This window comes from Roseicella aerolata (genome assembly GCF_020523605.1).
GTDB classification, from domain to species: Bacteria; Pseudomonadota; Alphaproteobacteria; order Acetobacterales; family Acetobacteraceae; genus Paracraurococcus; species Paracraurococcus aerolatus.
This window is the reverse complement of the sequence record NZ_JAJAQI010000004.1, coordinates 123,580-145,569: the sequence shown is the minus strand read 5'-3', so window position 1 is coordinate 145,569 and position 21,990 is coordinate 123,580. Positions and strand designations below refer to the sequence as shown.

At 69.4% G+C, this 21,990-nt stretch carries 22 protein-coding genes and 1 tRNA gene; 11 read left to right on the top strand and 12 right to left on the bottom strand.

Features of this window, described 5'->3' with window-relative positions; translation table 11 throughout:
• Nucleotides 1–45: 45 nt before the first annotated feature.
• Together LHA35_RS04315 and LHA35_RS04310 are read right to left on the bottom strand one after the other, a co-directional pair.
• Entirely contained in the window at nucleotides 46–1,077 is a 1,032-nt protein-coding gene (locus LHA35_RS04315; protein ID WP_226604958.1) for a zinc-dependent alcohol dehydrogenase, read from the bottom strand.
• Nucleotides 1,077–2,825: an acetolactate synthase catalytic subunit gene (locus LHA35_RS04310; RefSeq protein ID WP_226604957.1), complete on the bottom strand. Its 1,749-nt coding sequence runs from the start codon at nucleotides 2,823–2,825 to the stop codon at nucleotides 1,077–1,079. The genes LHA35_RS04315 and LHA35_RS04310 overlap by 1 nt, the downstream gene beginning before the upstream one ends.
• A gap of 120 nt (nucleotides 2,826–2,945) precedes the next feature.
• Between LHA35_RS04310 and LHA35_RS04305 the strand changes: the two genes are divergently transcribed.
• Together LHA35_RS04305 and LHA35_RS04300 are read left to right on the top strand one after the other, a co-directional pair.
• Nucleotides 2,946–3,113, top strand: coding sequence for a hypothetical protein (locus LHA35_RS04305; protein ID WP_226604955.1), 168 nt, complete (start codon nucleotides 2,946–2,948; stop codon nucleotides 3,111–3,113).
• A gap of 92 nt (nucleotides 3,114–3,205) precedes the next feature.
• Nucleotides 3,206–3,282, top strand: a tRNA-Asp gene (locus LHA35_RS04300).
• A gap of 80 nt (nucleotides 3,283–3,362) precedes the next feature.
• Here LHA35_RS04300 and LHA35_RS04295 read toward each other — a convergent pair.
• The 3 genes from LHA35_RS04295 to LHA35_RS04285 form a co-directional block, all read right to left on the bottom strand.
• Nucleotides 3,363–4,070 (bottom strand): 2OG-Fe(II) oxygenase, encoded by a 708-nt coding sequence (locus LHA35_RS04295; protein WP_226604954.1) that lies wholly within the window; start codon nucleotides 4,068–4,070, stop codon nucleotides 3,363–3,365.
• Nucleotides 4,071–4,204: 134 nt separating this feature from the next.
• A complete protein-coding gene (locus LHA35_RS04290; protein ID WP_226604952.1) occupies nucleotides 4,205–5,596 on the bottom strand; it encodes an amidase in 1,392 nt (463 codons plus the stop codon).
• Nucleotides 5,593–5,787, bottom strand: a complete 195-nt coding sequence (locus tag LHA35_RS04285; protein WP_226604950.1) for a hypothetical protein — start codon at nucleotides 5,785–5,787, stop codon at nucleotides 5,593–5,595. Before LHA35_RS04285 ends, LHA35_RS04290 begins: the two co-directional genes overlap by 4 nt.
• 280 nt (nucleotides 5,788–6,067) lie before the next feature.
• On the opposite strand from LHA35_RS04285, the gene LHA35_RS04280 reads away from it, so the two are divergent.
• From LHA35_RS04280 to LHA35_RS04255, 6 genes are all read left to right on the top strand, one after another.
• Complete coding sequence (locus LHA35_RS04280) at nucleotides 6,068–7,699, top strand: thiamine pyrophosphate-requiring protein (protein ID WP_264185354.1); 1,632 nt, start codon at nucleotides 6,068–6,070, stop codon at nucleotides 7,697–7,699.
• 68 nt (nucleotides 7,700–7,767) lie between these two features.
• Entirely contained in the window at nucleotides 7,768–8,817 is a 1,050-nt protein-coding gene (locus LHA35_RS04275) for an ABC transporter ATP-binding protein (protein WP_226604946.1), read from the top strand.
• A gap of 36 nt (nucleotides 8,818–8,853) precedes the next feature.
• Complete coding sequence (locus tag LHA35_RS04270; RefSeq protein ID WP_226604943.1) at nucleotides 8,854–10,176, top strand: ABC transporter substrate-binding protein; 1,323 nt, start codon at nucleotides 8,854–8,856, stop codon at nucleotides 10,174–10,176.
• 57 nt (nucleotides 10,177–10,233) lie between these two features.
• Complete coding sequence (locus LHA35_RS04265) at nucleotides 10,234–11,190, top strand: carbohydrate ABC transporter permease (RefSeq protein ID WP_226604939.1); 957 nt, start codon at nucleotides 10,234–10,236, stop codon at nucleotides 11,188–11,190.
• Complete coding sequence (locus tag LHA35_RS04260; RefSeq protein ID WP_226604935.1) at nucleotides 11,183–12,118, top strand: carbohydrate ABC transporter permease; 936 nt, start codon at nucleotides 11,183–11,185, stop codon at nucleotides 12,116–12,118. Before LHA35_RS04265 ends, LHA35_RS04260 begins: the two co-directional genes overlap by 8 nt.
• 137 nt (nucleotides 12,119–12,255) lie before the next feature.
• The gene (locus LHA35_RS04255; protein WP_226604933.1) at nucleotides 12,256–12,741 is read left to right on the top strand and encodes a cupredoxin domain-containing protein; all 486 of its coding nucleotides are present in this window, start codon (nucleotides 12,256–12,258) and stop codon (nucleotides 12,739–12,741) included.
• Between the two features lie 140 nt (nucleotides 12,742–12,881).
• Here LHA35_RS04255 and LHA35_RS04250 read toward each other — a convergent pair whose 3' ends face one another.
• On the bottom strand, nucleotides 12,882–13,643 hold the full coding sequence (locus tag LHA35_RS04250) for an SDR family oxidoreductase (protein ID WP_226604930.1): 762 nt from the start codon (nucleotides 13,641–13,643) through the stop codon (nucleotides 12,882–12,884).
• Nucleotides 13,644–13,747: 104 nt separating this feature from the next.
• Here LHA35_RS04250 and LHA35_RS04245 point away from each other — a divergent pair, with 104 nt between their 5' ends.
• The 3 genes from LHA35_RS04245 (at nucleotide 13,748) to LHA35_RS04235 (ending at nucleotide 16,799) form a co-directional block, all read left to right on the top strand.
• Nucleotides 13,748–14,920 carry a mandelate racemase/muconate lactonizing enzyme family protein gene (locus tag LHA35_RS04245; RefSeq protein ID WP_226604927.1) on the top strand — a complete coding sequence of 391 codons (1,173 nt, stop codon included), beginning with the start codon at nucleotides 13,748–13,750 and terminating at the stop codon, nucleotides 14,918–14,920.
• A 71-nt stretch (nucleotides 14,921–14,991) separates the two neighbouring features.
• Nucleotides 14,992–16,035: a C-terminal binding protein gene (locus tag LHA35_RS04240; RefSeq protein ID WP_226604924.1), complete on the top strand. Its 1,044-nt coding sequence runs from the start codon at nucleotides 14,992–14,994 to the stop codon at nucleotides 16,033–16,035.
• A gap of 11 nt (nucleotides 16,036–16,046) precedes the next feature.
• Nucleotides 16,047–16,799: an SDR family oxidoreductase gene (locus LHA35_RS04235; protein ID WP_226604921.1), complete on the top strand. Its 753-nt coding sequence runs from the start codon at nucleotides 16,047–16,049 to the stop codon at nucleotides 16,797–16,799.
• A gap of 46 nt (nucleotides 16,800–16,845) precedes the next feature.
• Here LHA35_RS04235 and LHA35_RS04230 read toward each other — a convergent pair whose 3' ends face one another.
• From LHA35_RS04230 to LHA35_RS04205, 6 genes are all read right to left on the bottom strand, one after another.
• Entirely contained in the window at nucleotides 16,846–17,049 is a 204-nt protein-coding gene (locus LHA35_RS04230) for a hypothetical protein (protein WP_226604918.1), read from the bottom strand.
• Between the two features lie 125 nt (nucleotides 17,050–17,174).
• Nucleotides 17,175–17,579 carry a four-helix bundle copper-binding protein gene (locus tag LHA35_RS04225; RefSeq protein WP_226604915.1) on the bottom strand — a complete coding sequence of 135 codons (405 nt, stop codon included), beginning with the start codon at nucleotides 17,577–17,579 and terminating at the stop codon, nucleotides 17,175–17,177.
• Nucleotides 17,580–17,784: 205 nt separating this feature from the next.
• Nucleotides 17,785–18,963 (bottom strand): pyridoxal phosphate-dependent aminotransferase, encoded by a 1,179-nt coding sequence (locus tag LHA35_RS04220; protein ID WP_226604912.1) that lies wholly within the window; start codon nucleotides 18,961–18,963, stop codon nucleotides 17,785–17,787.
• Complete coding sequence (locus tag LHA35_RS04215) at nucleotides 18,964–19,764, bottom strand: crotonase/enoyl-CoA hydratase family protein (RefSeq protein ID WP_226604910.1); 801 nt, start codon at nucleotides 19,762–19,764, stop codon at nucleotides 18,964–18,966.
• Nucleotides 19,765–19,851: 87 nt separating this feature from the next.
• Complete coding sequence (locus LHA35_RS04210; protein ID WP_226604908.1) at nucleotides 19,852–20,847, bottom strand: acyl-CoA dehydrogenase family protein; 996 nt, start codon at nucleotides 20,845–20,847, stop codon at nucleotides 19,852–19,854.
• A 3-nt stretch (nucleotides 20,848–20,850) separates the two neighbouring features.
• The gene (locus tag LHA35_RS04205; RefSeq protein WP_226604906.1) at nucleotides 20,851–21,990 is read right to left on the bottom strand and encodes an acyl-CoA dehydrogenase family protein; all 1,140 of its coding nucleotides are present in this window, start codon (nucleotides 21,988–21,990) and stop codon (nucleotides 20,851–20,853) included.

The window sequence follows — 21,990 nt, the reverse complement described above, 5'->3', positions numbered from 1 at the left end:
ACCCCCATGCTCGCCCCCTCCCCCGCCGGGCGAGGCGAGCGGGCATCAGGGCGTCAGGATCACCTTGCTGGCGGCGCGCTGGCGGGCCAATTCGAAGCCCTCCAGCCCGCGCTCCAGCGGCATGCGGTGGGTGATCATCGGCCGAAACGCCTCCGGATCGCGGCCGAGATGCGCCAGCACGCGGTCCCAGGTCCGGCGCTCGGCGCCATGGCTGGCGCGGAGCTGGTGGCGCATGCGGACGAAGTCGGTCAGCGGCAGGGTCAGCGGCGCGGCATGGATGCCAGCGGCGACGATGACGCCGCCCTTCTTCAGGACCGCCATGCCCTCGTTCAGGCTCTGCGGCACGCCGGTCGCCTCCAGCACCACATCGACGGCGCGGCCGCCGGTCAGCGCCAGCACCTGGTCCTTGAGCGGCCCCTCCGCGACATCGACCAGATCGGCGAAGCCGAGCGCCCGCAGCACCTCGAAGCGCGGCGCATCGGCCCGGCCGGCGACGATCACCCGCGCCGCGCCGGCGAGCCGGGCGAAGAGGGCGATGGCCTGGCCGATCGTCCCGGGGCCGAGCACCAGGACGGTGTCGCCGAGCCCGACCTCCCCGGTCAGCACCGCCTCCATGCCGACGCCGAGCGGCTCGGTCAGTGCCGCGACCTCGGCATCGAGCTGCTGCGGCAGGGCGACGCAGCAGCGGGAGGGGATGCGCACCTCCCGCTGGAAGCCGCCGTCGCGGGTCAGGCCGATCCCTTCCCGCTGCAGGCAGTTGCGCGTGTCGCCGGCCCGGCAATTGGCGCAGAAGCCGCAGAAGACGAAGGGGATGACGGCGACCCGGTCGCCCTCGGCGAAGCCGGAGCCGGTGCCGTTGCGGATGATGGTGCCGGCGAATTCATGGCCCATGGTGAGCGGCAGGTGCGGGACCATGAATTCGTAGCCCGCGGTCCACTCATAGGCATGGACGTCGGAGCCGCAGATGCCGACGGCATCCACCCGCAGCACCACCTCGGCGGGTCCCGGCGGCGGCGGGTCCGGGATGTCCTGGAAGTCCAGGCCGAAGGCGGCGGCGGTCTTGCGCAGGGCCAGCATCAGAAGGGCTCCGGATAGTGGCCGGCATAGAAGCTGATCGGCGGCTTGGCGTCCGGGTCGGTCAGCATGTCGATCAGCACCGGCTTCCTCGCCTCCAGCGCCGCGGCCAGGGCGCCGCGGATCTCGGCGCTGCGCTCCACCCGCACGCCTTCCACGCCGCAGGCGCGGGCGATGGCGGCGTGATCGACCGCGTTGAAGAAGACCGCCTTGGTGTGCTCGCCGAATTTCACCTCCTCGGCATGCTTCTGGTAGCCGAGGATGCCGTTGTTCAGCACGAGCGTGACGATCGGCAGGTCCAGGCGCCGGAGCGTCTCCAGCTCCGCCCAGCTATGGCCGAAGCCGCCATCGCCGCAGAGGCAGACGACGCGGGCGCCGCTGCCGGCTTCCTCCGCCGCGATCTGCGCCCCGATCGCCATGGGCAGGCCCCAGCCGAGGCCGGCGATGCCGCGCGGGGTCAGGAAGCGCTGCCCGGGCCGCTTCGCGGTCAGGTAGTTGGCGACCCAGATGGAGGAATAGGAGGCATCGGCCACCACGATGTCCTCCGGCCGCAGCAGCGCGTCCAGTTCGGCCATGAGGCGTTCGGGGCGCGGCAGCGGGGCATCGCGGCTGGTGATGCCGGCGATGGTGCGGCGCCAAGCGGCGATGCCCTCGGCGATCTCGGCCTCGATGCCGGGGCGGGCGGCGGCGTGGGCCGAGAGATCGCGCTGCGTCAGCGCCTCGGTCAGCGCGGCGAGGGTCAGCTTGGCGTCGCCGACCAGCCGCATCGCCTCGTAATTCCGCCCCACCTCCATCGGGTCCATGTCGAGATGGATGAAGCGGGTGCCGGGCTGGAAGAGCTTCCAGCTGTCGGTGCCGTTCTGGTTGGTGCGGTTGCCGACCAGCAGCACCAAGTCGGCGCGGTCCACCATGGGCCGCAGCGCCTGGGTGCGGCTTCCCTGCCCCATGACATAGCCGATGACGCCGAGGGTCAGCGGATGCGTCTCATCCACCGCGCCCTTGCCCATGACGGTGGTGCCGACGGGAAGATGCGCCGCCTCCTGCAGCGCGGCGAGTTCCGGCGCGGCGCCGGAGAGGTGGATGCCGCCGCCCGCGACCACCAGCGGGTGTTTGGCAGCGGCCAGCGCATCGGCTGCGGCGACGATGGCGGCCGGGTCGGCCAGTACCCGGTCGAGCGGCACCTGGCCGAGCGAGAGGGCGCGCGGCCGGAGCAGGGAGGAGAGCGGCGCCGCGGGATCGGTCAGCAGGTCGGCCGGCACCAGCAGCACGGCCGGACCAGGCCGGCCGGAGGTGGCGGCGGTGAAGGCCATGTCCACATAGTCGTCCAGCCGGTCGGCGCGCTCGATCCGCCGGACCCATTTCGCGACCGGGGCGAACATGCCGAGATGGTCCAACTCCTGGAAGGCATTGCGGTCGGTCGCGTCGCGCGTGACCTCCTGCACCAGGGCGACGATGGGGATGCTGGCCTTCAGCGCCTCCGCCAGCGGCGGGACCAGCAGGGTCGCGGCCGGGCCGTTCTGGGCGGTGACCACGCCGACCTTGCGGGAGATGCGGGCATAGCCATCCGCCATGGTCCCGCCGGCATTCTCCTGCCGGTAGACCTTCTGGTCGATGCCGACATGCGGGCTGGCCAGGTGGAAGGCGCTCGGCAGGCTCTGGCCGAAGGTCAGCGTCACACCATGGCGGCGGAAGGCCTCGGCGAGGCGAAGGGCGACGGTCGCGTTGGTGCTCTGTCCGGCATGGTCCGGCATGGCGTTTCCTCCTGGGTTGGCGCCAGCCTAGCATCCAGGACGCAGCGGGGAAGCCGAGGCGGCCGGGTTGACCGGCATGGCGGATCGCCCAGGGTGGCGGCACCCCCGTCGGAGCACGACATGCCGGAGCCTGACAAGCAGCCTCGCCGCCGCCCGGACCTGGTCGGGCTTCTCGGCCTCGCCATCATCCTTGCCGTGCTGCTGGCGGGCTATGTCCTCTTCCCCTGGCTGTTGCGGGCGATGAGCTACCAGGATTGCATCGCCTCGGGCCGCATCACCGGCTGCTGACGGGCACCGGCCAGGCGCGGCCGCGCGGAAAAATGGCGGCGGGGCTTTGACAGGCCGGCCATTCGCCTGTACACGCCGCCGCCCTGACGCAAGCGGGTGTAGCTCAGTCGGTTAGAGCGCCGGCCTGTCACGCCGGAGGTCGCGGGTTCGAGCCCCGTCACTCGCGCCATGCGTCGGTCGTACCGGAATGGCCCCTGCCCGGGATCGCCGGGCCTGGCGCCGGGGGCATCAGCCCGGCCGGCCCGCCCCCTACCGCGCATCATGGAAGATGATCCCCAGGGTGAACCGCTCACCCGTGCGGATGCGGCTGACGCCGTGGCGGAGCATGACGCGATAGGTGCCACGCGTGCCCTGCACCGGGCGGTGGTGGACGGCGAAGGCCACCCCTTCCCCCTGGCGCAGCGGCACCACCTCGGCACGGGACTGCATGCGGGGGCGCTGCTCGGTCAGGACGAATTCGCCGCCCTCGAAGTCGCGGCCGGGCTCGGAGAGCAGGATGGCGACCTGCAGGGGGAAGATCGTCTCGCCATAGAGATCCTGGTGCAGGCAGTTGTAGTCGCCGGGACCGTAGCGCAGCAGCAGCGGCGTCGGGCGGGTCTGGCCGGCGGCGTGGCATTCGGCGGTGAAGGCCGCGAGTTCGGCGGGAAAGCGGCGCGGGGTGCCGAGGGCCTCGTTCCAGGCATTGGCGACGGGGACGAGGCGCGGATAGAGCGCGGCGCGCAGCCCGGCGACCAGCGGCGGCAGCGGCTGGGCGAAGTATTTGTACTCGCCGCGGCCGAAGCCGTGCCGGGCCATGACGATGCGGCTGCGGAAGCCGCTCTCGCCCGGATAGAGGGCCGCGAGTTCCGCGCATTCCCCCGGGGTCAGCAGCGGGCCGGTCGTGGCGGCGCCATGGGCGTTGAGTTCCCCGGCGATGCGCGGCCAGTCCAGGGCGGTGATGCGGCGTTCGATCGTCATGACGCGATCCTACGGCATGTGCCGCCCGGTGCGCCCTCCCGCCCGTTGCGCCGGTGCGGACTGAAGCCGGGTCCAGGGGCCGCCTGACCCCTGGCCGGGGGTTCAAGGGGGGGGGCGCCATCCCCCCCTTGGGCTCACGCGACCATGGCCGGGCGCTTTGCGCGCCAGCCATGCGCCGCCTCATAGGCATGGCCGGCGCGGAACAGCATGGGTTCGGAGAATGGCTTGCCGACAAGCTGCATCGCCACTGGCAGCCCGCCCTCCCCGAAGCCGGTGCAGACCGTCAGGCCCGGCCAGCCCGTGACATTGAAGGGGATGGTGAAATTGGGCTTCTCCAGGAAGGCCCATTTCGGCACGGCGTCGATCCGCGCCGCCTCGCCCGGCTGCGCCGCGGTCAGCAGGAGGTCGAGATCCGCGGTCGCCGCCTGAGTTGCCGAGATCAGTTCCCGCCGCTTCTTCTGCGCCGCCAGGTAGTCGCCGGCCGAGAGCAGGCCGCCCAGGACCAGGCGGTCCCGCATCAGCTCGCCATACAGGTTGGGGTCGCGGCGCATCCACTGCTCATGCACCGACCAGGCTTCGGAGAGCAGGATCAGCCAGCCGCAGGCGTTGTAGTCCGCGAGGCTGGGAAGGGTGACGTCGCGGACCTCCGCCCCTTCCTGCCGGAAGAAGTCGGCGGCGGCATTGATGCCGCCGAGGGTCGCGGCGCTGACCGGGTTGTCCTGCTCATGGAAGTGGCGGATGACGCCGATGCGCAGGCCCCTCACGCCCTTCCCGATCTCCGCGCGGAACTCCGGCACCGGGCGGTCGGCGCTGGCCGGGTCGGCGGCATCGTACCCCGCCATGGCCTGCAGCAGGATGGCGCAATCCTCCACCGTCCAGGCCATGGGCCCGGTATGGTCCAGGGACTGCGCCAGCGGCAGCACCCCGGCGCGGGAGCAGAGCCCATAGGTCGGCTTGATGCCGGCGATGCCGCAGAGCGCCGCCGGGCCGCGGATGGAGCCGCCGGTATCCGACCCGGTGCCGCCGAGGATCATGCCCGAAGCGACCGCCGCTCCGGTGCCGGAAGAGGAACCGGCGGTGAAGTGATCGGGGTTCCAGGGATTGCGCGCCGGCGGCCAGGGCAGGTCGAAGCTCGGGCCGCCGAAGGCGAATTCATGCGTCGCCAGCTTGCCCAGCATGACGACACCGGCCTCGGCCAGCTTGCGGACGGTGGTCGCGTCCTCCTTCGGGACATGGCCCTGCAATACCCGGGAATGGCCGGTCGTCGGGATGCCCGCGGTGCAGTAGATATCCTTGTGCGCGAAGGGGATGCCGTCCAGCGGGCCGCGCGGCCCCGCCTTCATGATGCGCGCCTCGGCCGCCCTGGCCTGGGCCCGGGCGCCCTCGGCCTCCAGCCGGATGAAGGCATTCAGCGTGCCGTCCAACTTTTCGGTGCGGGCGAGGCAGGCCTCGGTCAGCTCGACCGGGGAGAGCTGCTTCGCGCCGATCTGCGCCGCGGCCTCGGCGATGGTCGGGATCGCACTCACCGGTTCGCCTCCGCCGAGAAGGTGATGGAGGGCTCGGCCTCGGGCGCGGGCGCGGGGCTGCGGACCAGCCGCTGCCAGCCTTCGACGCCGCCCCAGACGGCGTAGATGCCGGCCTTCTGTTCCGGCGTCAGCGGGATCCCGGCACGCGCGACCAGCGCGTCGAATTCGGTCTCCGTGGTCTCGGGTGGCATCGGCAACTCCCCCAGTGGCGGAAAGGCGCGAGTATGCGGTGATTCGCCTTGGCGGGAAGCGCCGTCGGGCCGGGCGGGAGGCGATCTGTGAGGCTTCGGCGCAGCGCGCTGCACGCCCGGTGGGCAGCGCAGGGCGTCGCTGCCGGATGCCTCGGCAGCCGGCCGGGTTGCGCGCCCCGCGAAGCGGAGGCTAGGCTTCCCATGGAAACGGAAGCGGACCGGCATACCGGCCGCGCAAGGCGACCGGGCGCGCATGGCCTGGCGCGGGAGGGTCAGGTCCATGAAACTGGGCGAAGCCATCGCCGAGATCATGAAGCGCGAGGGGATCGAGATCCTCACGGGCTATCCGGTGAACCACCTCATCGAGTATGCCGCCGCCGCCGATATCCGCCCGATCATGGTGCGGCAGGAGCGGATCGGGCTGCACATGGCGGATGCCATCTCCCGCGTCACCAGCGGGCGCAAGATAGGCGCCTTCTGCATGCAGCACGGGCCGGGCAGCGAGAACGCCTATGGCGGCGTCGCCCAGGCCTATGGCGAGAGCGTGCCGGTGCTGGTCATGCCCATGGGCTATCCGCGCCGGATCGCGCATATCGATCCGAATTACAATTCCACCATCGCCATGCGCGGCATCACCAAGAGCGCCGAGCCGATCAACCTGGCCGCCGAGGTGCCGAACATCCTGCGCCGGGCCTTCACCAGGCTGCGCAACGGCCGCGGCGGGCCGGTGCTGGTCGAAATCCCGACCGATATGTGGAACGAGGAGGTGCCGGAGCCGCTGGACTATGTGCCGGTGATGGCGACGCGCTACGGCCCCGATCCCGCCGACGTGAAGCGCGCGGCGCGGATGCTGGCGGAGGCGAAGCGGCCGGTGATCTATGCCGGCACCGGCATCCACTGGGCCGAGGCCTGGCCGCAGCTGAAGGCGCTGGCCGAGCTTCTGGCGGCCCCCGTCACCACCAGCCTGGGCGGCAAGTCCTCCTTCAACGAGGACCATCCGCTCTCCCTCGGCTCCGGCGGCCTCGCCATCCCGAAGCCGGTGCGGCACTTCCTGGACAAGGCCGATGTCATCTTCGGCATCGGGTGTTCCTTCACCGAGACCAATTTCGGCGTGAAGATGCCGAAAGGGCCGAAGATCATCCACGGCACGCTGGACCCGATGCACCTGAACAAGGATGTGCGGGCGGAGATCGGGCTCATCGGTGATGCCGCGCTGATGCTGGACGCCCTGCTGGCGGAGCTTGCGAGCCTCGTCCCCTCCCCGCGCGATCCGGCGCCGGTCGCGGCCGAGATCCAGCAGGTGCGGGAGCCCTGGCTGGCGGAGTGGATGCCGAAGCTGACCAGCAAGGACGCACCGCTCAACCCCTATCGCGTGCTCTGGGACCTGCAGCACACGGTGGACCGGGACAACACCATCATCACCCATGATGCGGGCAGCCCGCGCGACCAGCTCTCGCCCTTCTGGAAGGCGACCACGCCGCTCTCCTATCTCGGCTGGGGCAAGACGACGCAGCTCGGCTACGGACTCGGGCTGGCGATGGGCGCCAAGCTCGCGGCGCCCGAGAAGCTCTGCATCAATGTCTGGGGCGATGCCGCCATCGGCTTCACGGGCATGGATTTCGAGACGGCGGTGCGAGAGCGCATCCCGATCATGTCCGTTCTGCTGAACAATTTCTCCATGGCGATCGAGCTGAAGGTCATGCCGATCAGCACGGAGAAGTACCGCAGCACCGACATCTCCGGCGACTATGCCGCCATGGCCCGGGCCTTCGGCGGCCATGGCGAGAGGGTGACCGACCCTTCGGAGATCGTGCCGGCGATCCGGCGCGGCATCGAGAAGACGCAGCAGGGCATCCCCGTGCTGCTGGAGTTCATCACCTCCAAGGAAACCGCCGTCTCCCGGCTCGGCTGAGGGCGCGGCGGACACCATATGGGGTGCAACGGGCGGCTCCTGTGGCACGCCCGATCGGGGGGCGCATAATGGCGACGGTTGCGATCCGGAATGTCCGCAAGGCCTTCGGCCCGGTGGAGGTGCTGCACGGCGTCAGCGTCGACATCGACGATGGCGAGTTCGTGGTGCTGGTCGGGCCGTCCGGCTGCGGCAAGTCCACGCTGCTGCGGATGCTGGCTGGCCTCGAGAACATCACCTCCGGCGAGATCGCGATCGGCGGGCGGGTGGTGAACAACGTGCCGCCGAAGGACCGGGACATCGCAATGGTGTTCCAGAACTACGCACTCTACCCGCATATGACGGTGCGGCAGAACATGGCCTTCTCCATGAAGCTGGCCAAGGCTCCGAAGGAGGCGATGGAGGCCGAGGTGCGGCGCGCCGCCGGCATCCTGGGGTTGGAGCCCTTCCTCGATCGCTACCCGCGCCAGCTCTCCGGCGGCCAGCGCCAGCGCGTGGCCATGGGCCGTGCCATCGTCCGCCACCCGCAAGTCTTCCTGTTCGACGAGCCGCTCTCCAACCTCGACGCCAAGCTGCGCGTGCAGATGCGGGCCGAGATCAAGGAACTCCACCAGCGGCTGAGGGTGACGACGGTCTATGTGACGCACGACCAGATCGAGGCCATGACCATGGCCGACAAGATCGTCGTCATGAATGGCGGCAATGTGGAGCAGGCCGGCCCGCCGCTGGAACTGTACGACCGCCCGGCCAATCTCTTCGTTGCCGGCTTCATCGGCAGCCCGGCCATGAACCTGCTGCGCGGCCGGCCCGGCAATGGCGGCTTCGAGGCGGAGGGCGGCGGCGTGTTGCCGCTGCCCACCAGTGCCAACGGCAGGGCCGGTGTCTATGGCATCCGGCCGGAGCATTTCCGGCTGGACCCCAACGGGCTGCCGGCGAAGGTGCAGCTCGTGGAGCCGACCGGTTCCGAGACGCAGGTGCTGCTGCGGCTGGGCGATACGCCGCTGACCTGCGCCTTCCGCGAGCGGATCACGGCCGGGCCGGGCGATACGCTCGGCATCACGCCGGATATGGGCTTGGTGCATCTGTTCGATGGAGGCACCGGCCAACGCATCAGCGCCTGAGCAACAGGCGCGCCATCACCGGGAGGACAAGGCGGAATGCATATCATCACGAGGCGCGACACGCTGAAGCTGGGCGCCGGCGCCATCGCCGCGGCGGCGATGGCGCGGGAGGCGGCGGCACAGATCCCGGCCAGCGACGCCACGCTGAACCTGCCGATTGAGAATGGCGCGTCCCTGCGCATCCTGCGCCCGGCCCGCTTCGTCGAGCCGGACGAGGTGCTGTTCCGCGAGAACACCGCGAAATTCACCCAGCAGACGGGCGTGCAGGTGCGCGTCGATTTTGTCGGATGGGAGGATATCCGCGCCCAGACCGCGGTCACCGCCAATACCGGCACCGGCCCGGATGTCGTGGTCGGCTGGGCCGAGGACCCGCACATCTTCGCGGACAAGCTGATCGAACTGACCGATGTCGCGGAATATCTCGGCAAGCGCTATGGCGGCTGGAAATTCCTTGGCGAGAAGTTCGGCAAGCGGCACGGCACCAACAACTGGATCGGCATCCCCTTCGGCGGCACCTCCGGCCCGGTGGTCTATCGCGAGAGCGCGGTGCGGGAAGTCGGGTACAACGAGATCCCGACCGACCACGAGCGCTATCTCGACCTCTGCCGCAAGCTGAAGGCGGCCAACAAGCCGCCCGGATTCGCGCTGGGCAATGCGGTCGGCGACGGCAACGGCTTCGCCAACTGGCTGATCTGGTCGCATGGCGGCTTCCTGGTGGACGAGGACGGCAAGGTCGCCATCAACCAGCCCCAGACCGTCGAGGCGCTAAAATACTTGCAGGAACTCTACAAGACCTTCGTCTCCGGCACCCTCTCCTGGGGCGACCCCTCCAACAACCGAGCCTATGCGGCGCAGGAATGCTTCCTGACCGCGAACGGCGTCTCGCTCTACTTCGCGCTGAAGAACGACCCGGCGACGGCGGCCATCGCGGCCGATACCAACCACGCGCCGCTGCCCTCCGGCCGCATCGGCTCCCCGCCGCAATCGGCGCTGACCATCAATGCCATGGTGTTCCGCCATACCCGCTTCCCGAATGCCGCCAAGGCTTGGCTGACCTTCATGATGGAGCGGGAGCAGTACGATCCCTGGCTGAGCCGGTGCCTCGGCTACTGGTCGCATCCGCTGAACGCCTATGACAAGAGCGCGGTGTGGGAGTCCGACCCCAAGCTGGCGGTGTTCCGCGACAGCATGAACAACCGTTTCTGGAATGGCTGGAAGGGCCCGATCAACCAGGCGGCAGCCGCGGCCACGGCGGAATATGTCATGGTGCAGATGTGCGCTTCCGTCGCCTCAGGCCAGCAGACGCCTGAAGCAGCGGCACGCGAGGCCGAGCGTCGCGCGCGGCGTTACTACCGCTAAGCAGTCCAGGCGCCGCCGGGTCACCCGGCGGCACCCAAGCAAGGGAGGAAGGCTGCCATGTCCGTGACGGCGACCGCGGCCTGGAAGAATACGCGGCAGGAGCCGGGCTGGCTGGTCCGGCTGTTCGACTCCAAGCCATTCCTGGTCTTCATCTGCATGCTGCCTGCCGTCGGGCTGCTGACGGTCTTCCTCACCTATCCCTTGGGCCTCGGCATCTGGCTCGCCTTCACCGACACCATGATCGGGCGAGGCGGGTCCTGGGTGGGGCTCGAGAATTTCGAGTACCTGGCCGAGGATCCGGTCTTCTGGAGCTCGGTCTTCTACAGCGTCTTCTACACGGCCGTGGCGACCATCGGGAAATTCGCCCTCGGCCTCTGGCTGGCGCTGCTGCTGAACCAGCACCTGCCCTTCAAGAGCTTGCTGCGCGCCATCGTGCTGCTGCCCTGGATCACACCGACGGTGCTCTCGGCCATCGCCTTCTGGTGGATCTACGATCCGCAGTTCAGCATCGTCTCCTATATCGTGGTGGATGTGCTGGGGCTGAGGGACACCTATTTCGACTTCCTCGGCAGCGCCTGGCCGGCGCGCTGGTCTCTGATCGCGGCCAATATCTGGCGCGGCATCCCCTTCGTCGCCATCTGCCTGCTGGCCGGGCTGCAGACCATATCGCCCAGCCTCTATGAGGCCGCGCTGCTGGACGGCGCGACACCCTGGCAGCGCTTCACCCAGATCACGGTGCCCTTGCTCATGCCGATCCTGGCGATCGTCATGACCTTCTCCATCATCTTCACCTTCACCGACTTCCAGCTGGTCTATGCCATCACCCGCGGCGGGCCGGTGAACTCCACCCATCTCATGGCGACGCTGGCCTTCCAGCGCGGCATCCCCGGCGGCCAGCTGGCGGAGGGCGCGGCGATCGCCGTCTCCATGATCCCGTTCCTCGTCTTCGCCACGCTCTTCACCTATTTCGGCATGGCGCGGCGCAAGTGGCAGCAGGGGGAAGGCAATGACTGAGGCCCTCGCGCCAGAGGCGCGCACCGTGAAGAACACGATCACCGCCGATGGTCCGGAGGCCCGTGCCTCCCTTGCCCCGGAGCTGATGACCTGGGACAGCAAGGCGCGCCGAGTGGTGACGCTCTATGTCCCGCTCGCCTGCTTCGTGTTGATCCTGCTTTTCCCCTTCTACTGGATGGCGGTGACCAGCTTCAAACCGAATGCGGAACTCTACGACTACAAGACCTACAACCCCTTCTGGATCAGCAGCCCGACGCTGGACCACATCTACAAGCTGCTGTTCGAGACGGCCTATCCGCGCTGGCTCTGGACCACGATGCTGGTGGCCATCGCCTCCACCTTCCTCAGCCTCTTCGCCAGCGTGCTGGCAGCCTATGCCATCCAGCGGCTGCGTTTCCGGGGCAGCCAGTATGTCGGCTTGGCGATCTACCTGGCCTATCTCGTCCCGCCCTCCATCCTGTTCATCCCGCTGGCGACCATGGTCTTCCAGCTCGGGCTGTTCGACACGCCTTTCGCCCTAATCCTGACCTATCCGACCTTCCTGGTGCCCTTCTGCACCTGGCTGCTGATCGGCTACTTCAAATCGATCCCCTATGAGCTGGAGGAATGCGCGCTGATCGACGGCGCGACGCGGCTGCAGATCCTGACGCAGATCACCCTGCCGCTGGCCGTGCCGGGGCTGATCTCGGCCGGGATTTTCAGCTTCACCCTGTCCTGGAACGAGTTCATCTACGCCCTCGCCTTCATCCAGAGCAGTGAGAGCAAGACGGTGCCAGTCGCCATCCTGACGGAGCTGGTCTCAGGCGATGTGTACCAGTGGGGCGCGCTGATGGCGGGCAGCCTGCTGGGAAGCCTGCCGGTCGCGATCTTCTACTCCTTCTTCGTGGACTACTACGTCTCCTCACTGACCGGCGCGGTGAAGGAGTGATCGCCAGGGCCTTGTGTCACGGAATGGCCCACGGCACGTTTCAAAGCTTTGGATAACCTGGATTTCCCCGGCACAGCTCTTCATTGGAAGAGCTGTGCGGACGTCCGGACGATCCGGTGGGCGAGGAGGAGACGGGCATGCAGGATCCTGGGCGCCGCGGCATTGCGGGGCTGATCGCCGCCATGGCAGTTGCCGGTACGGCATGGGCGGCGGGCGATCTGTCCCGCCAGGCCCCGATCGAGGTTGTGGTGGATCTCGGCACGGCAGAGACACCGTTGGCCTTCTCCCCCGCGACACTGCGCTTCGAGACCGGCAAGCTCTACAAACTGGTGCTGCGCAACCGCAGCACCGAGCCGCACTACTTCACCTCGGATAATTTCGCCGCCAGCGTCTGGACCCGCAAGGTGCAGCTGACGCAACGCAGTGCGGATGGGCGGGAGGCGGTGCTGGCCGAGATCAAGGGCGGTATCCGCGAGATCGAGGTCTATCCCGGCCACAGCGCCGAATGGTGGCTTGTCCCCGTCCAGGCCGGGCGCTTCACCGATCTCCGCTGCGGCATCCGCATGGCGGACGGCAAGACGCATGCCGAGCACGGCATGCGGGGCGAGATCGTCATCGAATAGCGCATGCGGGCGCCGCGAATCCGCGGCGCCCCGTCCGGCTACAGCGGATTGCGTTCAGAACTGAACGCTCATCCGCTGTAGCTCCTTGTTTTCCGAGCAGATTCACGCCTTCGGTCGTTCACGGCCTCCGGCGATCTGCTCTAGAGCTTCTTCTGCAGCCCCGCGACATAGCCGCGGTTCCAGGTCGGCGTCAGCCAGACCTCGTTCATCGTCACACCCGGCGGCAGGGTCGCGACATAGAGGATCAGGTCGGCGCATTGCTCCGGCTGCAGCATCCGGTCCAAATCCTCCTGGCTCAGCGGGTTGGGCCGCTTCTTCAGGATCTCGGTATTCACCTCGCCCGGGCAGAAGGCGGTGCTGCGGATGCCGTTGACGCATTCCTCCATGTTGATCGTGTGGCTCATCGCCACCACGCCATGCTTGGCGGCGTTGTAGCCGGCGCCGCTCATCACCCCCACATTGCGCCCGGCCATGGAGGCCGTGTGGATCATCACCCCGCCCCTCTGGGCCCGCATGATCGGCAGCACCGCCCGCGCCACGTAGAAGGCGGAGGACAGGTTGCCCTGGATCAGCTGATCGATCCCCTCCGGGCTCAGCCGCTTCCAGTCCCGCTCCTGGACATTCAGCCCGGCATTGCTGACCAGCACGTCCAGCCGGCCGAAACTGGCGTTGATCCAGTCCGCCACGCGCTGCACCTCGGCCGCCTTCATCAGGTCCGCCGCCTGCACCTCCGCCTTGCCGCCCTTGGCCTGGATGCGCTCCGCCACCTGCTCCAGCCGGTCCTTCCGGCGCCCGGTCAGCACCACCGTGGCGCCCTCGGCGCCGAAGCGCTCCGCCACCGCCTCGCCGATGCCGCTCCCCGCACCCGTCACCCAGGTGATCTTGCCGTCCAGCCTGCCCATGGGTCCCTCCCCTGTCTGCGGAGCGACGCTACCGCCGCTGCGGCGGCTTGTGGATAGCCAGCCTCCATGGTTCGATTGCGGCAGGGACGGAAACGGAGGCCGCGATGAAGATCGCCCGGGTGGAGACGCTGCGCGCGGATGCGGGCTGGCGGACCTTCTCCTTCCTCAAGGTCACCACCGATGACGGTCTGGTCGGCTGGTCGGAATACAATGAGAGCTTCGGCTCCGCCGGCCTCTCCTCGGTCATCGAGGCGCTGACGCCCCTCATCCTCGGCCGCGACCCCTGCCGGTGGGAGGAGGTGACGGCCTGGCTGCAGGTGATGACCCGCCAGTCCCGCGGCGGGCTGAACCAGCAGGCGATCGCGGCCATCGAGAACGCGCTGCTCGACATCGCCGCGCGCGCGCGGGGGATCCCGGTGGCGGCGCTGTTCGGCGGCCCGATCCGGGAGCGGATCCCGGTCTACTGGTCGCATTTCGCCAGCTACCGCGTGCGTAATGCCGCGCATATGGGCGTGCCCGCCATCCGCCACCGCAGCGACGTCGCCCGCCATGCGGCGGAAGTGAAGGATCGCGGCTTCCGCGCGCTCAAGACCAACATCCTGGTCCCCGGCCCCGACGGCCACCTTTTTCAGTACACGCCGGGCTTCGGCCGCCATGCCGGCTGGCCGGAGCTGAACTGGGACAACCGGCTGCTGGCGGAGCTGAAGGCGCATCTCCGCAGCATCCGCGACGCGGTGGGGCCGGAGATGGGCATCCATCTCGACACCAATTTCCACTTCAGGACGGAAGGCTTCCAGCGCGTGGCGGAGGCGGTGGCCCCCTTCGACCTCACCTGGCTGGAGATCGACACCCACGACCCGGCGGCGCTGGCCACCATCAAGCGCATGGCCCCATGCCCGATCGCCTCCTGCGAGACGCTGCACGGTCGCCGGGAATTCCGGCCCTTCCTCGAACACTACGCCATGGATGTCGGCATCGTCGACGTCATCTGGAACGGGCTCGGCGAGAGCATGAAGATCGCCTCGCTCTGCGACGTCTATGAGGTGAACTGCGCGCCGCATAATTTCTATGGCAACCTCTGCACGATGATCAGCGCGCAGTTCTCCGCCTGCATCCCGAATTTCCGGGTGATGGAGATCGATATCGACAGCGTCGCCTGGCGCGATGAGTTCACGGCCCCGCCGGTGATCGAGGATGGTGAACTGGTGCTGCCGACCGGCCCTGGCTGGGGCGTCGAGGTGAACGAGGCCGCGATCCGCGCGCGGCCACCGAAGTAGCGGCCCGATAGCCGAAGGCGCGCAGCCGCCGCAGGTCTGAATCGGCCCGCCAGGACATGAGGGGAACAGGAATGGCCAAGTACAGGATCGTCACGCCGGCCGGCGCCAGCTTCACCGTGGCCGGCGGCGGCTATGCGCTGGAGAGCGAGGCGCTGGCCGAGCTGGACGCCGAGATCGTCGAGGCGCCGACCGACACCGCCGGCTTCATCGCCGCGGCCCGGACCGCGGACGCGATCTATGCCAAGGGCATCCCGATCACCCGGGAGATCATCGACAACCTGGAGAATTGCCGCCTCATCGCCCTCGGCAGCGTCGGCGTGGACAGCGTGGACGTGAAGGCGGCAACCGAGCGCGGCATCCCCGTCACCAACATCCCCGACACCTTCATCGAGGAGGTGGCGGACCATGCCATGATGCTGCTGCTGGCGGGCTTCCGCCGGCTGATCGAGCAGGACCGCATGGCACGGGACGGCCGCTGGAAGGAGGGCCGGCCGGCGCTGCTGAAGATCCCGCGCCTGATGGGCCAGACCCTCGGCTTCATCTCCTTCGGTCGCGTGGCACGCGCCGTCGCGCGCCGTGCCGCGCCCTTCGGCCTGCGCATGATGGCCTATGACCCCTTCGTCGAGGAATTGCAGATCTCGGAATACGGGGTGCAGCCCGCGACCCTCTCCGAGGTGCTGAGCCAGTCCGACTTCGTCAGCATGCATGCCCCGGCGCGGCCCGAGGTGCACCACATGCTGAAGGAGCAGCATTTCCGCCAGATGAAGCCCTCCGCCATCTTCATCAATACCGGCCGCGGCCCGACGGTGGACGAGGCGGCGCTGATCAAGGCGCTGCAGGAGGGCTGGATCGCCCATGCCGCGCTCGACGTGCTGGAGGTGGAGCCGCCCTCGCCCGACAACCCGATCCTGCGAATGGAGAATGTCACGCTGACGGCGCATGTCGCCAGCGCCTCCGCCCGGTTCGATGAGGCGCGCAAGCGCCGGGTCGGGCATGAGCTGGCGCTGGTGCTCTCCGGCAAATGGCCGATGAGCTGCGTCAATCCGGCCGTTCTGCAGAACACCAGCTTGCGCCGGTGGCAGCCCATTGGCATGGGTCGCGGGCCGAACAGCTAGGAGAGTCCGAGATGTCCTCGAAATATGCCATCGTCACCGGTGCCGGCTCCGGCGTCGGCCGCGCCGCTGCCCTGGCCCTGCTGGGGGGCGGCTGGACCGTCGCGCTTGCCGGTCGCCGCAAGGACGCGCTGGAGGAGACGGTCGGCTTGGCGGGCGATGCCGCCCCCCGCACCCTGGTCGTCCCGACCGATGTGGGCGACCCGAAGGCGGTGAATGCGTTGTTCGACCAGATCAGGTCCGCCTGGCGCCGGCTCGATTTCCTCTTCAACAATGCCGGCGGCAATGTCCCGGCCGGGCCGATCGAGGATCTGGCCTATGAGGACTGGGCCCGGGTCGTGCAGGTGAACCTGACGGGCTCCTTCCTCTGCGCCCAGGCCGCCTTCCGCATCATGAAGAACCAGCAGCCGCAGGGCGGGCGGATCGTCAACAATGGCAGCATCAGCGCGCATGTGCCGCGGCCGGACAGCGTCGCCTATACCTCGACCAAGCATGCCATCACCGGCCTGACCAAGACGCTGGCGCTGGACGGCCGGCCCTTCGACATCGTCTCCGGCCAGATCGATATCGGCAATGCCGCGACGCCCATGACCCAGCGCATGACCAAGGGTGTCAAGCAGGCCAATGGCGAGATCAAGGTGGAGCCGACGATGGATGTCACCCATGTCGGCAACACCATCCTGATGATGGCCAACCTGCCGCTGGATGCGAACATCCAGTTCGTCACCATCGCGGCCTCGAAGATGCCCTGGATCGCCCGGGGATGAGGCTCCGCCCGCCTGGTCGGGTCACGCCCGGCCAGGCGCGGCCCGCTCAATGCCGCCGCAGCGCCTGGGCCAGTTCCTCCTTCGTCATCCGTGACCGGCCGGGGATGCCGCGCCGCTTTGCCTCGGCATAGAGCGCGGCCCGGCTCTCTCCCATCGCCGCCTCCCGTGCCTTGGTGCGCCTGAGGTTCCGCCGGTTCTTCGCCGGCGTCTCGTCACGCGCGGCACCGGCTTCGTGCAGCGCGATCGCCACCGCCTAGCGCTGGGATCTCACCGGCGTGCCCCGGCTGGTCTCCAGCTCCCCTTCCTTCCATTCCCGCATGACGCGCTCGATGGTCTCGCGCTGCGGCCCCGACTGCTTCGCCATCCCGCCCTCCCTCAGGGCATGACATCCAGCAATTCCTGGCAGGCTCTGGCACAGTCCCGGCAGGCCTCGGCGCAGATCCGGCAATGCGCATGCATCCCGGCATGCTTCTCGCACTCCGCGGCGCAGGCCTCGCAGGCCGCGATGCAGGCCTGCAGTGCGCCCGCCATGGTGGCCTTGTTCGGCTTGGTCAGCCGCCCGACGATCCGGCCGGTGGTGGCGCAGAGATCGGCGCAATCCAGATCGAGCCGGATGCAATAGACGAGGTCCGCCACCTTCGGCTCAGACAGGCAGGCATCGGCGCAGCTGGTGCAGGCCGCCGAACAGTCGAGGCAGGCGGCAATGCAGCGCTGGATCACATCCTGCGCGGAAGGGTGGTGCGGCTGGCTGTCCAGCATGGCCTGCAGATGCTTCGTCATGGCTCGCCTCCCTCGGATGCCGTGGCAACGCATCCGGGCGCATCGGGCTCCCGGCCCCGGCTTGGCCCTTCTGTCGCGGCTCTCACCATGCTGCGCGCGAGGGTCGACGGGCGCGGCCGGGCTCACGGGCCGATGAGGTGGCCATGTCCCGCCCAGGCCGGCCCCGTCCTGGCCGGGCCTGTCCCGGCCAGGATAGCAGCCCCCCTCAGCCCCGGCGGCGGAGCCAGCCCGCCACGCGGCCCAGCGCCTTCTCGAGCGTCGCTTCCTGCTGGGCGAAGCAGAGGCGGAAATGCCCCTCCCCGCCCGGACCGAAGGCGGAGCCGGGGGCGAGGCCGACCTTGGCGCCGCGGCTCATCCGCTTCGCCTCGGCCAGGCTGTCCGTCAGCCCCTCCACCCGAAAGAAGCTGTACATGCCGCCCGAGGCGACCGGCGCGGTCACCCCCGGCACCGTGCTCAGCGCCGCCGCCGTCTTGTCCCGCAGCCGGCGGAAGAGCGCGGCATTCGCCGTGATGAAGGCATCGCCCTCATCGAGGGCCGCCACGCCGGCGCGCTGGACAAAGACCGGGGCGCAGGAGGTGTTGTACTCGACCAGCTTCGCCAGACCGTCCATCAGCGCCGGCGGCGCCACCAGCCAGCCGAGCCGCCAGCCGGTCATCGCCCAGGACTTCGAGAAGCTGTTGACGCCGATGACCCGGTCCTCCGGTCCCGCGATGTCGAGGAAGGAGGGCGCGGCCGGGCCTTCGTAGTACAGCCGCTCATAGACCTCGTCGGCCAGGATCCAGGTGCCGGTGCGGCGGCAGTGGTCGAGGATGACCTGCTGCTCCTCCCGCGTGAAGGCGAAGCCGGTCGGGTTGCCCGGGGAGTTCAGCAGGGCGAGCCTGGTCTTCGGCGTGATGGCGGCCAGCAGCCGGTCCAGGTCCACCCGCCAGATCATATGTCCCCTTTGGCCCTGGGCCAGGTGCAGCGGCACGGTCTCGACCGGGGCCGAGAGGATCAGCGGGATGGCGCCGATATTGGGCCAGTGCGGGGCGAGGGTCACCACCTTGTCGCCCGGGTCCAGCACCGCCTGGCAGGCCAGCATGATGGCGTTCACGCCGCTGCTGGTGGCGCAGACGCGGTCCGCCGTGACGGTCCGGCCATTGCGCTGCTGGTAGCGGGCGATCGCCTCCCGCAGCGGCTCGATGCCGAGATTGGGGGAGTAGAAGGTCTCGCCCGCGGCGAGGGAGGCGTTCGCCGCGCGCTTGATGAAGTCCGGCGTCGGGATGTCCGGCTCCCCGACCCAGAGCGGGATCAGGTCGGGGATGCCGGCGCCGTCGTTGTAGACTTCGCGGATCCTGGAGCTCTCGAGCGCGCGAACGGCGGCGCGCGGAATCGGTGCGTGCATTCAGCGCCCTGTAAAGCTCGGCTTCCTTTTTTCCAACATGGCGCTGACGGCTTCCTTGTGGTCCTCGGTGCTGTGGGCCAGGGCCTGGAAGGCGGCGGACATCTCGAGGAGGGTGGAGAGGCGGGTGTGCTGGCCCTCCCGCAGCAGGCGCTTGGTCATGCGGACCATCTGCGGCGGGTTGGCGGCGATCCGCTCCGCCAGCACCCGGGCGGCGGGCATGAGTTCGTCATGGGCGACGACGCGGGAGACCAGCCGGACCTCCTTCGCCGCCTGCGCATCCAGCAGGTCACCGGTGAAGCTCATCTCGCAGGCGACGGACATGCCGACCACGCGGGGCAGCAGCCAGGCGCCGCCGTCGCCGGGAACGATGCCGACCTTGATGAAGCTCTCGGCGAAGCTCGCCTTGTCGGAGGCGATGCGGATGTCGCACATGCAGGCGACGTCGAGCCCGAGCCCGATGGCGGGCCCGTTCACTGCGGCGATGGTGGGGGCGTCGCAGTCGTAGAGGGCGTTGGCCATGGCCTGGACGCCGCGGCGGTAGTTCTCCCGCAGGTCGGCATGGCTGCCTTCGATGATACCCTTGCGGTCGCGCATGGCCTTGAGGTCGCCGCCGGCACAGAAGGCGGTGCCGGCGCCGGTCAGGATGACGGCGCGGACCGAGGGGTCGCGGTTGATTCGCTGGACCGCGGCGACGACGGCGTCGCAATCGGCGAAGGTGGAGATGGCGTTGCGCTTCTCCGGCGCGTTCAGGGTGAGGGTGACGATGCCCCCGTCCTGTTCGTAGGTCACGTAATCGGACATATCGGGTGTTCCCGTGTGTGCAAACTCAGACCGGTCCAGGCCAGGTTCTGGCCTGGTGGGGGAGTGTGAGGGGGCAAAGCCCCCCCACTAGCGTGCCGTCAGATCAGCCCAGAGGCTGTCACCGCCCCGTTTGAGGGCCGCCTCGCCGATCCGCCTGGCCCAGACACGCTCGGCGCCATGCCCGTCCCGCCATTCCCACATGCGGCGGGTGAAGAGGTGCAGGGGGTGGTCGTCGGTGAAGCCGATGGCAGCGTGGACCTGATGGGCGATGGCGGCGCAGGTGCCTGCCGCCTCCCCGGCCACGATCTTGGCCGAGGCGATCTCGAACTCGGCGCTGGCCAGGCCATGGCGGTCCGCGGCGCGGCCGGCATGGGCAACGGCGACGCCAGCGGCCGCGACCTCCCCGGCGCAGCGGGCGAGAAGCTGCTGCACCGCCTGAAAGCCGCCGATGGGCCGGCCGAATTGCTTGCGGGTGTTGGCGTATTCGACCGTCATGTCCAGCACCGCCTCCAGCGCCCCGGCGATGCGGGCGGCATTCAGCAGGGCGCCGGCCAGCAGCGCGGCATCCGGGCCGAAGCCCTCGGGCAGGCTCCCCTCGGCGCCCGGCACGCCGGGGGCAGCGTGGTCGGCGGGCTCCCGGCTGTAGGGGGCCTTGCCCTGGCGGGTAGCGGGCCCGGGCTGCAGCAGCACGGCGCTGCCGGAGACCATCACCACCGCAACGGCGCGGCGGCCCCAGGCGACGGGCTCCCGGCCAACCGCAAGGCCGAGCAGCCCGGCGCGCGGCGCGATGCCGCCGGCCGCCAGCAGCGCGGCCGCGGCCATGCTCTCGCCGAGCGGGATGGGCGAGGCATGCCGGCCGAGGACATGCCAGACGGCGACGGCATCGCCCCAGCCGAGACCGGCCCCGCCCTTGTCCTCGGGCGCCAGGGCGGTCGGCAGGCCGAGCGCCTCGGCCTCGGCCCAGAGGGCTTCGGGCCAGGTGCCGGCCTCATTGGCACGCAGCAGGTCGGGGCCGGCCTGATCGGCCAGCAGGCGCTCCACCTGCTCGAGCAGGATCGTGCGGAGGTCGTCGGTGTCGCTCATGGCTCAGCGCAGCCCCAGCTGGCGGGCGATGATGCCGCGCAGGATCTCGCGGGTGCCGCCGCGCAGGGAATAGCTGCGGGCGACCATGGTCATGATGCGCTGCATCTCCTGCACCTCGGGCGGCGTTCGGCCAGCCTCCATCAGCTCGCGCAGGGTGTCGGGCAGGGCCTGTTCGTAGTCGTTGCCGACATCCTTCACCAGGGCGGCCTCCCGCGCCGGGGTCTTGCCGTCCTGCAACATGCCGGCGACGGCCAGCGACATCTGCCGCAGCGTGCCGGCGCGGGCGAGCAGCCGGCCGACGGTCTCGGGCGCGGCCAGCTCGGCGCGCAGATCGTCCAGCGCCGCCGTCAGCAGCGGCAGGGAGGAGAGGTAGCGCTCCGGCCCCGCGCGCTCGAAGGCGAGTTCCGCCGTCGCCTGCTCCCAGCCATTGCCTTCCCGGCCGACCAGCAGGCTGTCGGGGACGAAGACATCGTCGAAGGTGATCTCGTTGAACCCCTCCTCCCCCACCAGGTCGAGGATGGGGCGGATGGTGATACCGGAGGCGCGGCAATCCACCAGGAACTGGCTGAGGCCCTGGTGCTTCAGCTTGGGGTCCGGCGCCGGGGAGGTGCGCAGCAGCGCGATCATGAAGTCGCAGCGATGCGCGTTGGTGGTCCAGACCTTCCGGCCATTGATCCGCCAGCCGCCCGGCACCTTCTCCGCCCGGGTGCGCAGGCTGGCGAGGTCGGAGCCGCTGTCCGGCTCCGAGAGGCCGATGGCGAAGGCGAGGTCGCCGGAGACGATGCGGGGGAGGAATTCGCGCCGCTGCTCCTCGGTGCCGAGGCGGAGGATAAGGGGGCCGGACTGCCGGTCGCCAATCCAGTGGGCGCCGACCGGGGCGCCGACAGCCAGCATCTCCTCCAGCACCACATAGCGCTCGAGCGCCGTGCGCTCCCCGCCGCCATAGGCCTTGGGCCAGGTCATGCCGATCCAGCCGCGCTTGCCCACTTCGCGGGAGAAGTCGCGGTCGAAGCCCATCCAGGAATAGGCGCGGACCATGGGGGACCAGTGCTTCCCGGCCTCGGCCAGGAAGGCGCGCAGCTCCGCGCGCAACGCCGCCGCCTCCGGCGGGATGTCCCGCAAGTCGAAGCGCAAGCCCGCCAT

What these genes read in the sequence shown, in the direction of transcription:
- LHA35_RS04315 (WP_226604958.1), bottom strand. Translation starts at nt 1,077, where the DNA reads ATGCTGGCCCTGCGCAAGACCGCCGCCGCCTTCGGCCTGGACTTCCAG.
- LHA35_RS04310 (WP_226604957.1), bottom strand. Translation starts at nt 2,825, where the DNA reads ATGCCGGACCATGCCGGACAGAGCACCAACGCGACCGTCGCCCTTCGC.
- LHA35_RS04305 (WP_226604955.1), top strand. Translation starts at nt 2,946, where the DNA reads ATGCCGGAGCCTGACAAGCAGCCTCGCCGCCGCCCGGACCTGGTCGGG.
- LHA35_RS04295 (WP_226604954.1), bottom strand. Translation starts at nt 4,070, where the DNA reads ATGACGATCGAACGCCGCATCACCGCCCTGGACTGGCCGCGCATCGCC.
- LHA35_RS04285 (WP_226604950.1), bottom strand. Translation starts at nt 5,787, where the DNA reads ATGCCACCCGAGACCACGGAGACCGAATTCGACGCGCTGGTCGCGCGT.
- LHA35_RS04280 (WP_264185354.1), top strand. Translation starts at nt 6,068, where the DNA reads ATGAAACTGGGCGAAGCCATCGCCGAGATCATGAAGCGCGAGGGGATC.
- LHA35_RS04275 (WP_226604946.1), top strand. Translation starts at nt 7,768, where the DNA reads ATGGCGACGGTTGCGATCCGGAATGTCCGCAAGGCCTTCGGCCCGGTG.
- LHA35_RS04270 (WP_226604943.1), top strand. Translation starts at nt 8,854, where the DNA reads ATGCATATCATCACGAGGCGCGACACGCTGAAGCTGGGCGCCGGCGCC.
- LHA35_RS04265 (WP_226604939.1), top strand. Translation starts at nt 10,234, where the DNA reads ATGTCCGTGACGGCGACCGCGGCCTGGAAGAATACGCGGCAGGAGCCG.
- LHA35_RS04260 (WP_226604935.1), top strand. Translation starts at nt 11,183, where the DNA reads ATGACTGAGGCCCTCGCGCCAGAGGCGCGCACCGTGAAGAACACGATC.
- LHA35_RS04255 (WP_226604933.1), top strand. Translation starts at nt 12,256, where the DNA reads ATGCAGGATCCTGGGCGCCGCGGCATTGCGGGGCTGATCGCCGCCATG.
- LHA35_RS04250 (WP_226604930.1), bottom strand. Translation starts at nt 13,643, where the DNA reads ATGGGCAGGCTGGACGGCAAGATCACCTGGGTGACGGGTGCGGGGAGC.
- LHA35_RS04245 (WP_226604927.1), top strand. Translation starts at nt 13,748, where the DNA reads ATGAAGATCGCCCGGGTGGAGACGCTGCGCGCGGATGCGGGCTGGCGG.
- LHA35_RS04240 (WP_226604924.1), top strand. Translation starts at nt 14,992, where the DNA reads ATGGCCAAGTACAGGATCGTCACGCCGGCCGGCGCCAGCTTCACCGTG.
- LHA35_RS04235 (WP_226604921.1), top strand. Translation starts at nt 16,047, where the DNA reads ATGTCCTCGAAATATGCCATCGTCACCGGTGCCGGCTCCGGCGTCGGC.
- LHA35_RS04225 (WP_226604915.1), bottom strand. Translation starts at nt 17,579, where the DNA reads ATGACGAAGCATCTGCAGGCCATGCTGGACAGCCAGCCGCACCACCCT.
- LHA35_RS04220 (WP_226604912.1), bottom strand. Translation starts at nt 18,963, where the DNA reads ATGCACGCACCGATTCCGCGCGCCGCCGTTCGCGCGCTCGAGAGCTCC.
- LHA35_RS04215 (WP_226604910.1), bottom strand. Translation starts at nt 19,764, where the DNA reads ATGTCCGATTACGTGACCTACGAACAGGACGGGGGCATCGTCACCCTC.
- LHA35_RS04210 (WP_226604908.1), bottom strand. Translation starts at nt 20,847, where the DNA reads ATGAGCGACACCGACGACCTCCGCACGATCCTGCTCGAGCAGGTGGAG.
- LHA35_RS04205 (WP_226604906.1), bottom strand. Translation starts at nt 21,990, where the DNA reads ATGGCGGGCTTGCGCTTCGACTTGCGGGACATCCCGCCGGAGGCGGCG.